The organism is Sediminibacterium sp. (assembly GCF_019264485.1).
GTDB lineage: Bacteria > Bacteroidota > Bacteroidia > Chitinophagales > Chitinophagaceae > Sediminibacterium.
Genome location: NZ_JAHVAA010000011.1, coordinates 561825 through 576338 on the forward strand (window position 1 = coordinate 561825; position 14514 = coordinate 576338).

A 14514-nucleotide genomic window follows, 5' to 3' on the forward strand; every position below is an offset into this window, starting at 1 on the left:
ATCCTTTATTTTCCTCCACCTGGTTTTTTAGGTAAAACAGCTTTGGGTTTATCTGCAGGTGGTGGAGGGGGTACTCCTTTACCATCTTTTTTCTCAGGCGTTTTTGGTGTACTGATTTTGATATCAGACTCAGGTGCTATATCCTCCAGTTTAATATTTTGTGGTACTTCATAATCTTCTGATGTGCCAGTTCCTACATCTTCACCTTCACCACCTAAAATGGGTGTTGAGTCGTTCAGGTAATCAATGGTGATATCATTGCTCATTACATCAGGCTTCACAAAACGTACACTTTTATCAATGCCGCAATTAGGGTCGGCAGCTGCTTTGCTGAAGAAATAAGCCCATATAGGCATGGCAGCACGACCACCCTGACCCCATGCGCTTTCTTTATTAAAATGTATAAAACGATCATCGGCACCTACCCATGCACCTGCCATCAGTTGTGGTGTATATCCCATAAACCAGCCATCACTGTTATCATTGGTAGTACCTGTTTTGGCGCCCATTTCAACGGAAGGCATTCCATAACCCCAGATGCCGCGACCTGTGCCTACCTGCACCGTACCCTGCATCATCTTAACAACAGAGTAAGCCGTTACTTCGCTGATGACTTCTTTTCTTTTGGGCGTGAAAGTGGCGAGTACATTTCCATTTCTGTCTTCAACACGGGCAATGTACATGGGTTTTACATTGAAACCTCTTCCGGGAAACATGCTGAAACCCTGCATCATTTCATACAATGAAATTTCGCATGAACCCAATGCAATAGAAGGATATGGATCGATCTTGGTTTTAAAATCGCAACGCTGGAGGAAATTCACTAATCTTTTGGCACCATTGTTTCCTTCACTATCTAACTGTTTCATAATATAAGCTGATGCACAGTTACGCGAAAATGCCAAAGCCGAAGCCATGGGCATAGCGCCACCCTGACATGACCTGCTGGTAGCCGGTACCATTCCATATCCCCCAAAACTCTGCTGCTCATCGTATACGGTTGTATTGGGTGTAAAACCTGCTTCTTCAATGGCCAGGCTATATAAAAGAGGTTTCATGGTAGAACCCACCTGACGTTTGGTATTAAAGTTTACGTGATCGTATTTGAAAGTTTTAAAACCAATACCACCTACCCAGGCTTTAATTTCACCTGTTAACGGATCCATTACCATAAATCCAGCCTGTAACATCTGCCGATGGTAACGGATAGAATCATAAGGGGTCATTAAAGTATCTGTTTCCCTGTTATTGTTCCAGGCAAATACACGCATCGGTGTTTTTTCGTAGAAGGTTTTTTTAATCTCTTCATCTTTCAGGCCTTCACGATCCAGATTTTTCCATCGATCACTTTGTTTCATCGCTGCTTCCAGCACATTCTCATAGCCTTTCCAGATCGATTTGTTTTTGATATTCGCCTGACCATTAAACAGCTTCTGCATAAAGTTCATATGCTTGGCCACGGCCTCTTCTGCATATTGCTGCATGCGCGGATTGATGGTGGTATAAATTTTTAATCCATCCCTGTACAGGTTATAATTATCACCGTTGTTCTTTTTATTCTCCTTGCACCATTTCTTCATTTCTTCGGCCAGTATCATACGGAAATAAGGACCAAGACCCGTTGTTTCATCCAGTTTCTTGTAGTTGAGTTCAATGGGTTTTCTCTTCAATACATTGGCTTCTGCTTCTGTGAGGTACTCATTCCGAACCATTTGATTGATAACCGTATTTCTTCTGTCGAGTGCCAGCTTCGGGTTGCGCCTGGGATTATAAATAGTGGCACCTTTCAACATGCCAATTAAAACAGCCGACTCTTCAATATTGAGCCTGTCTGGTTCTTTCTGGAAAAAAGTTTTGGAGGCGTTCCTGATGCCAAATACATTATCACTAAAGGCAACGGTATTGAGGTATAGTGTGAGTATTTCTTCTTTGGTGAAATTGCGTTCCAGTTTGATTGCGATCACAGATTCCTTGATCTTCTGAATCATTCTGAGAAAAATATTCCTTGTGCTCCAGTTATCGGTAAACAGGTTTTTGGCTGTTTGCATGGTAATGGTACTGGCGCCACCTTCCCGCCCAAGATAAACAAGTGCACGACCCAGAGAACGGGGGTCTACACCGCTATGACTGTAAAACCTTTCATCTTCTGTGGCTACCAGCGCATTGATTACATGTTTGCTGATATCCTGGTATTTTACATTGATCCTGTCTTCGCCATTCAGGTAATACTTACCCATCAGCGTTCCATCCTGTGCATATACCTGACTGGCAATGGATGCACTGGGGTTTTCAATATCATTAATGGAAGGCATATTCCCCAGCCATCCCCAGTTAATCATTAACAGGAACAGGATACCTCCGCCGAGGGACCAGAAAAAAATGCGCCAGAAAATGCGAACAGGTTTTGACATAACAATCCACTATTGGTTCAAAAAAATGATGCGTAAAACTAAAGAAGAGTTAGTGAAGCAATGCTTCACACTCGTTAAAATTTGTCAGGTAATATTTTTTGCATAAATGCCCGGTATGCAGCTATATCTTTTTTGTTTTGTAATATCCTCAGGTTGGCCGGACTTATAATCTGGAATCCGTATTTATCAGCACTTAACCAGGGTAATATTCTGCTCGCGGCCTGTGGTTTAACCAGATCGGTATAGCTAACCGCATCACTGGCCGATGGGAAAGGCCCCACCAGTAATAATTGTATTTCGGGTACAATGGTTATAGTATTGATGGGCAACCGGCGATTATAGAATTTTTCCTGGTTAAAACGGTTAAAAGCATTTCTTGCCTCACCCACAAACATGCCATCTACTTTGTTCAGTACAATTACGGCATATTGAGTATCGGTAGGTACAAACTCATACTCCGGTTCTGCCAGTGTTAAGGGGGCTGATTTAACAACATTTGTCAAATTAATACCTGGCGCCTGTTTTATTTCTTTTGGTAGAGGAGTAGCAGTAACTGAGCTGTCTTTCTTCGGAATGGTATTAATAATAGAAGCAGGGCCGGTAAGATCAATGCCTCTGGTTACTGCTTCTGCTGGTCTTTCAACAGATAAATCGGTCAGGTATTTTTCAATTTCTGCCCTTCTGCTCAACACATCAATCATGGTAGCCGCTTTTTCAGCAAGGGGGGAAGAGGGGAAACTGGTTAGTAACTGTTGCAGTCTGTTGATGGCAATTGTATCCGCTTTTTGTTTGATGTAGTAAATAGATTCAATGTACAGTAGTTGGGGCGTCCATTGAGAGTTCTTATACTGTTGTTCTGTCTGTTTCTTTGCCTGTATGGCCGATTCAAATTTCCCTTCTATAAACAGGTTGTAGATATTGCTATAAATAATTTCTGCCGGGTCTTTCTTGTTTGCGGCATTGGTATTGTTTAAAAATTTGCTGTCAGCAAAAGTTTTGGCAAATGCATTTTGTAAAGAATCGGCCGCTGACAGGTTATTTGTTTTGCGATAACACTGTATCAGGTTGAAACCTGCTTCCTCTGCTTCAGCAGCGCGGGGGAAACGTCTGAGCAGTTCTTCATAAACTTCTATGGCAGAAGGATAATCATCCAACTGTTCCTGAAATATTTTTCCATTCTCCAGCAAACCACGAATGATCATAGTATTCGATAACTCTTTTTGCTCTTCGGTAAGTGGAATGGTATTCTGTAATGCTTCAAGACTCAGTTCTTCTTTTTTGGGTACCGGCTTATTATCTGCTGAAACTATTGCCTGGTTTTGCGCTGGAATTACTTTGTCTACAGCCGATTGTCTGCGCCAGTTATCTATGTTCGGTCTGTTGCCCCAGCGTCTGTTGAATTCACCTAAACCACGGCTTCTTAAACTGCTGTTAAGAAAATAGAATTCGGCGCCATTGTTATTAAACAGATCAGCAGCCTGGGTATTGCCGGCAGGAAGATCAGAACCAAATGAAGTTTCTTCTGTTTCTTTCAGGCCACGTTCTTTTCTTAACTGACGGAGTATTTTTTTAAGTAAAGCCGTTCTCTCTGCTTCTGGAAGGGTAGCAATTTGTTGAACACTGTCTTCCCGGTTAATGTTTTCCTCATTCATGGCAATGAGCTGAAGCGCAGGTTTTCTGGTATTGATTCTTTCCTGCTCTTTTTCTTTCACCATATTTACCTGTACACTGTCGTAAAACCGGAACGATTGGCTATATGCTTTTCTATCGTAGTTCAGGTCGCCGAGCAAAAGAAAACTTTGCTGCTTCTGTAAAGGGTTATCGTTACTGAATGAAACACTTCTTAATAACCATTGCTGTGCTGCATTATAATTCTTCCGGCTCAGCTCCAGTTTGGCTGCTGCATAATAAATGATATCGCGATATACATCGTACTTGTCTTTTTTGGCCATCTTGAGCAATTCATTCAGGTTTTCCTGCAATGCATTGTCTTTGTCGCCGGTAGAAAGTGCCGCAATATTTAACCTGGCATACACTTCCATAAAAGGATCGGTAGAAAACCTGATAGCTGTCTGATAAGATTGAATGGATGCTTTATTGTTTCCCGCCAGTTCATATAGTTGTCCTGCGAGGTAATACGATCTTGCTTTGGCCATATGGTCATTGCCTTTCTTTAAAGCACGTACCAGGTAATTAGCAGCACTATCGTAAGCATTCAGTTTATAAAAAAGATAAGCACTCAGTTCATCCAGTTCTGGTTGCAGACGAACAGGAAAGAGTGCGTCACTTCTGAGGAGTGCAAGTAAGCCCGCTGCTTCCGCTGCCTTATCCTGTTCTATAAAAGTTCTTGTCATCCAGATAAAACTCTCGTTCCTGCTGGGTAGGGTAGTAGTGAGCTTTTTCCAGAGTGGTCTTTTTTCATTGGTAGAAATGGAGAATATACCACCTGCATTACTGGCATTACTGCCAATAGGAATATCGTATCCTTCGTCCTTGGGGGCAAATGCATAGTTGATATACTGAAATACCATCTGTGCCGAATCAAAATCTTTTCTGAGTAAATAAGCTTTACCCATCAGCATATACAGGTTATCTACCCAGTCGCTGCGAAGGTCATGTAAAAGAATACCGGCCGTGCATTTATACAAAACAGTATCTATCTGATCCTGTGCCGTGGTTTCCAGGTCGTAATCATAAAAAGACAGGAGTTGTGTATAATCATCCCTGTGCGATTCGCTGGCTCTTTCCAGTATTTCATTCAACCGCTGGTTAGCATTGAAATAATAGTTGAAATGAGTCACCGTATTATTATAAATCCTTTTGGGAAGTGTAAACTTTTTATTGCCTGTTTTTTCAGCAGGCAGGGTCCTGTTTTCGTAAGGTTTGTCTTTTTTGAGCTCAATGCTTGTATAAGGTTGTGCCATGCTTTTCAGACTAAAAAAAAGCAATGCGGCAACCATATATGGGATCGGAATCATCCGGGAAAATATGAATCTGGAATTACTGTGCATAAAAACAGTTTAAAAATACAGTTATTTCCCGATCAGCGATGGGTAAAACCTAATTCATCATTACCTTTAACCAGATTTTACCGTATGGCCAGCTCCGAGAATAATAATAACCTCAAACGTATCCGTAACAACTATCGACTGGTAGTGATGAATGATGATACTTATGAGGAAGTAGTTACTTTCCGGTTGTCGCGCCTGAGTGTTTATATTGGACTGAGTACGGTTTTTGTGATTTTGGTGGGGCTTACCATTGCATTGATTGCTTTTTCTCCATTGAAATATTATATCCCGGGTTATGGCACCAAGGAAAGCCGAACGGCTCTTCAGGTGTTGAAAATGAGAACCGACTCACTGGAGCAGGCCATCAGGTATAAAGAACAATATATAGACGGAGTAAAAAAAGTGCTTTCGGGTAATACACCCTCCGCACTGGATACTATTGCCTTACAAATTCCCAAAGCAGATATTTCCAATGAATAAGGATCGCCGCACCGGTTCGGTCTTACAATATGCAGGTATGGCTTCTCAATGGATTATTGTATTGGTGGCAACTGTATACCTGGGAAAATGGTTGGATGCGAAATGGGCTTTTAAACAGGCATTTCTTATCTGGTTATTACCCCTTCTTTCATTGACAGGTCTGATGATTAAACTTATCAGGGATACTTCAAAAAAATGATTTTTGTTTATGACAAAACCCATCCAACCATTATTATTTCTTTTTCTGGGTATTAATATACTCGTGCTTCTGGGTAAAGAAAAGTTAGGTGTTGCCGGTATTAAATTCGAAGTAGTTACAGTAGCCAATATCCTTTTGTTTTTGTTTACACTTATCGGTCTACTGTTGCAAATAAAAGCAGCATCCAATAAAAACCCGAATGCAATTGTACGGGCCGTAATGGCAGGTATGGGTATAAAACTCATTGGTTTTGCCAGCGCCATACTCATTTATATTTATCTGTCAGGAAAAAATAAAAGTAATTTGTCTGTCTATGTTTCGCTGGGTTTATATTTTGTCTATACCTGGCTGGAAGTACGTTTATTCCTGAAGCAGAACCCGAAAAAGAATGCCCAAAGCTGAACATCCCATGCAGGCATTGGCTGCCTTTCTCCCGGAAGGCAGCTTTGAACAGGTGGTCGCTTATATTCAGCGATATAAAGTACATCTTACCATCACAAAAAAAAGAAAGTCGGTGCTGGGCGATTACCGGCATGCCGGCATCGGAAAAAATCACCGCATCACTGTTAATGGCGATCTCAACAAATACGAATTCCTGATTACCTTATTACATGAACTGGCTCACCTGCTCACTTTCGAACAATACCGCCACAGGGTAGAAGCGCATGGCCTGGAATGGAAAAACTGTTACAGTGTGTTACTCAGCGATTTTGTAAAAATGGGTGTGTTTCCGTCAGATATCAGCCAGGCATTACAACGCTCCATCATGAACCCCGCGGCTACTGCCAATGGTGAAACAGATTTACTCCTGGTACTTCGTAAATACAACACCAAACAAACGGGTTTGATACCCGTTGCAGAAATTCCTCCGGGAAAATTATTTCAAACCGAGAATGGACGTGTTTTTATGAAGGGCGTACTTCGCAGGAAAAGATTCGAATGTGTGGAAGTGAAAACCGGGCTTCGTTATTCTTTTAGTGCTGTCACAGAAGTTCGGTTACTGGAAATAGTACCTGCCTAAATAACTCTGCGAAAACCTCTGTTGTCTCTGCGGCTCTGCGGTGAACAGAAATTCATTTACCGCAGAGCCGCAAAGGACAGGGAGTTTTCGGAGGGAGTTACGAAAAGAAAAGGCCGTTCACACAACTTGTATGAACGGCCTTTATAATTAAAGGTTTTTAGGCTACTGCTTTCTTCACTAATGCAGCAGCTTCACTTAATTCAATCGCAGACTGAACTTTCAAGCCACTTTCATCAATCAGTTTTTTTGCTTCAACAGCATTTGTACCCTGTAAGCGAACAATGATAGGGATATTGATATTACCCAGTTTATTGTATGCCTCAATAACACCTGCTGCAACACGGTCGCAACGAACGATACCACCAAAAATATTGATCAGGATTGCTTTTACATTCGGATCTTTCATGATGATGCGGAAACCGGCTTCAACGGTTTGTGCATTTGCTGTACCACCTACATCGAGGAAGTTAGCAGGCTCACCGCCACTTAATTTAATCATGTCCATTGTGGCCATGGCCAGTCCGGCACCATTCACCATACAACCCACATTACCATCCAGTTTTACAAAGTTCAGGTTGTACTGCCCTGCTTCTACCTCTGTAGGGTCCTCTTCTGTTACATCTCTCAATGCAGCAGTATCGGCATGACGCATCAGGGCATTATCATCAATATTCATTTTACAATCTACTGCAATGATTTTCTCATCGCTGGTTTTGAAAAGTGGATTGATTTCAAGCATGCCGCAATCCAATCCTACATACGCATTGTATAAATTGGTTACGAATTTTACGCAGCTTTTAAAAGCTTCTCCACTCAGACCCAGGTTGAAGGCAATTTTTCTTGCCTGGAAACCTTGTAAGCCACCACCGGGGTGTACCCACTCTTTGAATATTTTTTCGGGGGTATTATGTGCCACTTCTTCAATATCCATACCGCCTTCGGTACTGTACATGATAACATTCATGCCTTTGGCACGATCGAGCAGGATGGACAGATAAAATTCTTTTACGGGATTGGGACCGGGATAATAAACGTCCTGAGCTACCAGTATTTTACTCACTTTTTTACCCGCAGCACCGGTTTGAATGGTTACCAGGATACCGCCCAGTATGTTTTTGGCAATGCCGGCCACATCTTCCACGCTTTTAGCCACGGCTACACCACGTTGTTCTGTACCTTCAATTTTACCCTTACCACGACCACCGGCATGTATCTGGGCCTTGATTACGGCAAAATTGTTGCCTGTTTGGGTCTTGATTTGACGATAAGCTTCCTCAGCGGCCATAACTGTATCAACCGCAATACCTTCCTGCACAGGTACATTGTATTTTTTAAGGAGTTCCTTGGCTTGATATTCGTGAAGATTCATACTCGAAAAAAATTTTTGCGAAGATAAGCGAATCAGCCATTCAGATTTACGGAGAATTATTATTGTTGTAACATTAATTTTCCTATTTTTACGATGCTCTATAACTGTAAAAACAAAAACAATGAAAAAACTAGTCCTTACCCTGGTAAGTGCCGCCATGATTATTGGCGTTTCATCTTTCACTTTATTGAAGAAAAAAGCTCCTTTAACCTTAAATGTAACCGAGAAAAGCCGTATCGACTGGATCGGGTCTAAAGCAGGTGATTTCCATACCGGTAGCTTTGCCCTCAAAAGCGGACAGGTTCAGGTAGATAATGGCAAATTGACCGGTGGGTCTTTTGTTATTGACCTCGCCAACCTGAAAGTAACCGACGGAGCCGGCGACCGTTTGGCTGGTCACCTGAAAGGTGCCGACTTTTTCGATGTTGCTAAATTTGCTGAAGCTACTTACACTATCAACAGTGTAAATTATACCAACGATACCAACTGCGAAATCAATGGCACTTTGTCATTGAAAGGAGCCAGTATCCCGGTAAAATTCAATGCCAATATCCGCAGCGCAAGCGAAAAAGGATTCTTTGGTCAGGCTTATTTCAGCGTCGACAGAACAACTTTAGGTGTGCTGTATAAAGGTCCGTCTAACGATGTACAATTGGCCATTCACCTGTTTGCAAAATAATTGGAACAAAAAATATAAAAGAGAGACCTGATCAGGTCTCTCTTTTTTTGTGTCTGCTTCTCAAACAGTAGCGCTAATTTTACCTGATGTATCGTTTATACCTGTTTATAATTTTATTTTCCGGATGCAGAACTGTGACACCACTGCAGGTAAAGCACGGTATGAAGGGCTCATCATTTTATAATGCCACCGCCTCTTTTCAATGGAAACAACGCGACTCTATGGCGCTCCAATTATTGTCTGACGGTAGTATACCTGCTTTTTTAAATCGTTTTGTAGCGATTCATACCAGCATCAAGAACGAAAAGGGCAGAACAGTAAAAGCCACTTATTATGTAACACCAGATTATCTTTCCATAGGCATTAATGAGGATTGGGCAAGGGTACCCTTAACACCTCAGACAGCACAGCTTATTGCAAACAGGTACAACTGTTTTTTACCGACGCGTAAAATGGTGAATGATATTTATGAGCAGGCCCATGTAAAACTCGAACCGGTACCCATGTTTGCATTCAGAGACAGTACAGTAACCATGTGGCAACATCACCTGATGATTGAAGGTCAAAGAAAGGGTAGAAAGGGATTGATTGCGGGGATAAAAAAAGATGTGGTCATCAGCCCCAAGATCAATACAACCGGGAAAAATGACCGTGTGGCTATTTATGGCTGGCATAAAACCAATGGCCAGGCTATTCAGCCTTTATATACCGGTCATGTAAACTGGTATGTTGATTATAGTCATGGTATCCGCCTGGTTTACCAAACCATTTGGGTGAATGGGAAAGCTATGAACTACAAAGATGTATTGAATAATCCTTTTCTAAAAGGGTTGCTCTGCGATGAGGATCAATGTGATTATTTCAGTTATTGAAACAATCAGAGATAACGTTCTTCAATAACAGATTTGTGGTGAAGCATATGACCAAAAATGATGTATGCCAGAGCATTGGCTGTCATCCTGTTGCCACTTGCCACACCCGCATACGCCAGTTGTTCCTGTTGAAGCGATTGCAACAGCAGATCGGTTGATTTCCTGACAGCGATAAATTCTTCTTTTATAGAACTGAAAGACCGGTCGGTTGCTTTTGCATTTTCGGCATAACTGTTTTCATCAAAAGAAGCAAGTGGGGTTTCATCTTTCCGGGCTATACGTAACAAACGATACGACATGATTCTTTCTGTATCAACAATATGCTGGAGTAAATCTTTTAATGTCCATTTCCCCGGGGCATAGGCATAATCTGCTTTCGATTCGGGTAAACCGGTATAAAATGATTCCAGTTCTTTACTGTATTGCGTAATTATTTTTACTGCTGAATCAGCCTGTACTTTACTGATATATCCTTCAAAATAAGGAGGGAAATCGCCTGCTTGTGGTTTGCTCATGTTTAATGTGCTTTATTCTTTTTAGCAACAACAGGTTTAGGATCACTGTTGCTGATGGCAGTATTACTGAACTGGTCGGCAGCTACAACAGCATTGTAAGCATTTACAATGCCACCTGTTTTAGACAATGTGGTAAAAGGTACAATATCTGCTTTGGGTCCGGGTCTGAAACATAAATTACTCGAATCAGGTATCCATACAGATTTTTCAATGATTTTCTTTACCTGTATGGCCGATAAACCGGGATAATATGAACGTATCAATGCTGCAATGCCACTTACAATCGGGGTAGACATACTGGTTCCCTGCTGGTTGCCATATTGATTTCCGCCTGGCATGGTAGAATATATTTTTACACCGGGTGCAAATACATCTACTTTTTCTTTACCATAATTGCTGAATTCTGCTGTAAGGCTACCACTGATTTTAGGATCGCTGCTGGCACCCACTGTAATAAAATTACCAGCCACAGTATTCCATTGTTTCAACCATGCATTGGGGTACACGTCTTTTTCATCGATATTGGCGCCTTCATTGCCGGATGAATGTAATACCAATACATCTTTCATTTCGGCGTAACGAATGGCACTGTCAACCCATACTTTCTCAGGCGAGAAAGATTTGCCAAAACTCATATTGATTACTTTGGCGCCATTGTCAACTGCATAACGAATAGCCAGTGCAATATCTTTATCATACTCATCACCATCAGGCACTACCCTTAACATCATAATCCGTACATTGTCGGCAACACCATCTATTCCAATTCCATTATTTCTTTGTGCAGCAATCAAGCCGCTTACATGGGTGCCGTGATCGGGGTTGGGGCCCATTACATCGGCATTACCGTAAAAACGGTCGGCCAGACTATAATAGTTATCGCCAATTACTTCTGCCCGATAATCTTTGGGTGCTTTTTCTTTTGATTCGAAAACCAATTTTTTTCCATCAATGTATTCTTCCAGTTGCGAAAGCAGTATGGTATTTTTTTCTTCTGCGTCGAGCCCAATCATTTTCATGCAGGTGAGAAAGCCCATTTTAGCTTCCTTACCCATACGGCTGATGGGTTGAAATTTCTCCAGCTTTTCAAAATTATATTCTTCACAACCCATTTCCTGGCGAAGAATTTTATCGTGCTTCTTTAAGGCTTTGGCAGTTACTTCCACAAACATCAATTCCATCTGTTCTTCGGCGCTGAAATTGAGTTCATTTAATGCTTTTTTCCAGAGTGCAAACTGGTCGCGCTCTTTTTCCGTCATTTCTTCCGGATTCAATACCTTATCGGAGAACTGGTTTTTCCAGCGGTGAAAAATGCGGGAACGCTCGTCGGCAGCTTTTTTAATATTCCTGCCATCTTTATTACCTAAAAAATTCCATCCATATACATCATCAATATAACCGTTAGCATCATCATCTATTCCATTGCCCGGAATTTCTTTTGGGTTACGCCATAAAACAGGTTTAAGATCCTCGTGTGTGGTATCGATACCGGAATCGAGAACGGCAACAATAACGGGCTGTGCTTTTTTATTGCTGATGCGGAGGTAGTCGTAGGCCTTGTTCAGACTGATACCATAAAATGAATCTTTGGCAGCATCCATCTGGTACCAGGTCTTTGGTATTTGCTGTGCATATGCATGGCCTGAAACAATCGCGAGTGGCAGGGCCACTAATATTATTATCCCACGAAACATTGAAAGTATATTTTTACTATCCTCACAAATTTCGGTAATGATAATGAAAATTTAACCGCTGTTCTCTTTTTTAGGATAATCTTGGCGGGAACCTAATCGATTTTTAAGCCGGGTAAAATCTTTTTTGGTTTTCCTTAACAATTCTGGTTGTTGAAACCTGTTTGGAAATTATTGAACAATTCTAAGGTAGGCTTTCCAGGGGCCAACATCGTCCCTGAACTGGTGAGCCAATATCCTCGAAACCTGGTAAATATGATCCAGGTCATGTACCACCCAGGTGGTTAATAATTGTCCGAGATTTACTTCTCCCAATGCCGGGTGTACAGCTCTTCTTTGATAATCTTCATTCCTCAGTTTCATTTCTTTTAAAGCAGTAATATTTTCTGTTCGTATCTGCTCAAAAGCAGATAATAAATCCTGTAAAGTTTTATCCTTGCTGTCTTCAAATTGTGCAAAGCGGTCAAAAGGTTGAAAGGTTTTATCCGTAGTGTCAGATAAACAAATCCGAAGCCTGGGTATCCAGTCGGTTTTATCTCCGTGAATCAGATGGCCAACTACATCGTAAGGCGACCATGTTTCTCCTCCTTCATTTGCCTGTATCAAATGATCGGGAAGCCCCTCAAGCATATCACGCAAGAGCTTTGGCGTACGATTGAGTAAGTTGATGGCATCGGATACTGCTATAGACATACAGATGAATTTTACAGATCGAATTGAATACCCTGAGCAAGTGGTAATTGTGTACTCCAGTTAATAGTATTGGTTTGCCTGCGCATATAGGCTTTCCAGGCATCACTGCCGCTCTCCCGGCCACCACCCGTTTCTTTCTCACCTCCAAATGCACCTCCAATTTCTGCACCACTGGTACCAATATTTACATTGGCAATACCACAATCGCTACCTCTATGCGAAAGGAACAGTTCCGATTCGCGTATATTCAGGGTCATGATAGCAGAGGAGAGTCCTTGCGGAACACCATTTTGCAATGCAATGGCTTCATCAATGGTGGTATATTTCATGATATAAAGAATCGGCGCAAAAGTTTCATGTTGTACCACTGCCATATGATTGTCGGCTTCAGCAATACATGGTTTTACGTAACAACCACTTTCATAGTTTTTTCCTTCCAATACCCCACCTTCCACAATAAATTTTCCTCCCTGTTGTTTACAGTCTTCAATAGATTTCAGGTAAAGCTGAACAGCTTCTTTATCTATCAATGGACCTACATGGTTATGTGTATCCAGCGGGTCGCCGATACGAAGTTGACCATAAGCTTTCACCAGTTTTTCTTTAAATACATCATACACCGATTCATGTATAATGAGTCGGCGGGTAGTGGTGCAACGTTGTCCTGCTGTGCCTACTGCACCAAATACACAACCAATCAGCGACATATCCAGATCGGCATATTTTGAAATAATAATGGCATTGTTACCTCCCAGTTCAAGAATGGTTTTACCTAATCTTGCGCCAACAGTGGCCGCTACTATTTTACCCATTCTTGTGGAGCCTGTTGCAGATATCAGTGGTATTCTTGTATCCTTACTCAGCCATTCGCCTACATCTCTTCCTCCCTGTACAAGACAGTTTACGCCTTCCGGCACATCATTTTTTTTGAATACTTCTGCAACAATATTTTGTACTGCGATACCGCAGAGTGGTGTTTTTTCACTTGGTTTCCAGATGGTAGTATTGCCACAAACCCATGCCAGTGCAGCGTTCCAGCTCCAGACGGCCACCGGAAAATTAAAGGCAGAAATAATACCCACTACGCCCATTGGGTGCCATTGTTCGTACATACGGTGCAGGGGTCTTTCGCTGTGCATGGTAAGGCCATGTAACTGGCGGGAAAGACCTACAGCAAAATCGCAGATATCAATCATTTCCTGTACTTCACCATACCCCTCCTGAAGGCTCTTGCCCATTTCGTAACTCACCAGTTTTCCTAAAGGCTCTTTGTATTTGCGTAAGGCTTCACCGACCTGTCGCACTATTTCTCCTCTTTTGGGAGCGGGCCACATGCGCCATGTCTGGAAAGCAGTAACAGCAGTTTGCATAACAGCTTCATAAGCTGTTGAATCGGCCGATACTACACTGGCTGTTTTCTTTCCATCAACAGGTGAATAAGAGTCAATGACGCTGCCTTTACTATTGATCCAGTTGGTGCCGGAAGAAGCAGCACCATTTTGAGGTTGAATGCCGAGTATTTGTAAGAAATCCATGCAGGTAATTTTGCAGCAAAGGTAAAGGATTCGATACC

The 14514-nt window shown here is 41.9% G+C and carries 13 protein-coding genes; 6 read left to right on the top strand and 7 right to left on the bottom strand.

Going from position 1 to position 14514, the window contains the following annotated elements:
- Window positions 1-5 precede the first annotated feature (5 nt).
- Both KXJ59_RS08665 and KXJ59_RS08670 read right to left on the bottom strand, forming a co-directional pair.
- A complete protein-coding gene (locus KXJ59_RS08665; RefSeq protein WP_295203316.1) occupies window positions 6-2411 on the bottom strand; it encodes a transglycosylase domain-containing protein in 2406 nt (801 codons plus the stop codon).
- A 74-nt stretch (window positions 2412-2485) separates the two neighbouring features.
- Window positions 2486-5389 (bottom strand): tetratricopeptide repeat protein, encoded by a 2904-nt coding sequence (locus tag KXJ59_RS08670; RefSeq protein ID WP_295203319.1) that lies wholly within the window; start codon window positions 5387-5389, stop codon window positions 2486-2488.
- A gap of 27 nt (window positions 5390-5416) precedes the next feature.
- Here KXJ59_RS08670 and KXJ59_RS08675 point away from each other — a divergent pair, with 27 nt between their 5' ends.
- Genes KXJ59_RS08675 through KXJ59_RS08690 form a run of 4 tightly spaced genes read left to right on the top strand, consistent with a single transcriptional unit; the run spans window position 5417 to window position 7122 of the window.
- Window positions 5417-5902, top strand: a complete 486-nt coding sequence (locus tag KXJ59_RS08675) for a hypothetical protein (RefSeq protein WP_295203320.1) — start codon at window positions 5417-5419, stop codon at window positions 5900-5902.
- Window positions 5895-6101 carry a hypothetical protein gene (locus KXJ59_RS08680; RefSeq protein ID WP_295203323.1) on the top strand — a complete coding sequence of 69 codons (207 nt, stop codon included), beginning with the start codon at window positions 5895-5897 and terminating at the stop codon, window positions 6099-6101. The genes KXJ59_RS08675 and KXJ59_RS08680 overlap by 8 nt, the downstream gene beginning before the upstream one ends.
- A 9-nt stretch (window positions 6102-6110) precedes the next feature.
- Window positions 6111-6503 carry a hypothetical protein gene (locus tag KXJ59_RS08685; protein WP_295203326.1) on the top strand — a complete coding sequence of 131 codons (393 nt, stop codon included), beginning with the start codon at window positions 6111-6113 and terminating at the stop codon, window positions 6501-6503.
- The gene (locus KXJ59_RS08690; protein ID WP_295203329.1) at window positions 6490-7122 is read left to right on the top strand and encodes a SprT-like domain-containing protein; all 633 of its coding nucleotides are present in this window, start codon (window positions 6490-6492) and stop codon (window positions 7120-7122) included. Before KXJ59_RS08685 ends, KXJ59_RS08690 begins: the two co-directional genes overlap by 14 nt.
- Window positions 7123-7279: 157 nt before the next feature.
- On the opposite strand, the gene sucC is transcribed toward KXJ59_RS08690, so the two are convergent.
- Window positions 7280-8491: an ADP-forming succinate--CoA ligase subunit beta gene (sucC, locus tag KXJ59_RS08695; RefSeq protein ID WP_295203332.1), complete on the bottom strand. Its 1212-nt coding sequence runs from the start codon at window positions 8489-8491 to the stop codon at window positions 7280-7282.
- A 121-nt stretch (window positions 8492-8612) separates the two neighbouring features.
- On the opposite strand from sucC, the gene KXJ59_RS08700 reads away from it, so the two are divergent.
- Together KXJ59_RS08700 and KXJ59_RS08705 are read left to right on the top strand one after the other, a co-directional pair.
- Window positions 8613-9170: a YceI family protein gene (locus tag KXJ59_RS08700; RefSeq protein WP_295203335.1), complete on the top strand. Its 558-nt coding sequence runs from the start codon at window positions 8613-8615 to the stop codon at window positions 9168-9170.
- 161 nt (window positions 9171-9331) lie between these two features.
- Window positions 9332-10042, top strand: a complete 711-nt coding sequence (locus KXJ59_RS08705; RefSeq protein WP_295203337.1) for a hypothetical protein — start codon at window positions 9332-9334, stop codon at window positions 10040-10042.
- Between the two features lie 5 nt (window positions 10043-10047).
- Here KXJ59_RS08705 and KXJ59_RS08710 read toward each other — a convergent pair whose 3' ends face one another.
- The 4 genes from KXJ59_RS08710 to KXJ59_RS08725 form a co-directional block, all read right to left on the bottom strand.
- Window positions 10048-10557 carry a DinB family protein gene (locus KXJ59_RS08710; RefSeq protein ID WP_295203338.1) on the bottom strand — a complete coding sequence of 170 codons (510 nt, stop codon included), beginning with the start codon at window positions 10555-10557 and terminating at the stop codon, window positions 10048-10050.
- Between the two features lie 2 nt (window positions 10558-10559).
- Window positions 10560-12251, bottom strand: a complete 1692-nt coding sequence (locus tag KXJ59_RS08715; RefSeq protein WP_295203341.1) for a S8 family peptidase — start codon at window positions 12249-12251, stop codon at window positions 10560-10562.
- Window positions 12252-12419: 168 nt separating this feature from the next.
- Window positions 12420-12941: a DinB family protein gene (locus tag KXJ59_RS08720; protein WP_295203344.1), complete on the bottom strand. Its 522-nt coding sequence runs from the start codon at window positions 12939-12941 to the stop codon at window positions 12420-12422.
- Window positions 12942-12952: 11 nt separating this feature from the next.
- Window positions 12953-14476 (bottom strand): aldehyde dehydrogenase family protein, encoded by a 1524-nt coding sequence (locus KXJ59_RS08725; protein WP_295203347.1) that lies wholly within the window; start codon window positions 14474-14476, stop codon window positions 12953-12955.
- Between the last annotated feature and the right edge of the window lie 38 nt (window positions 14477-14514).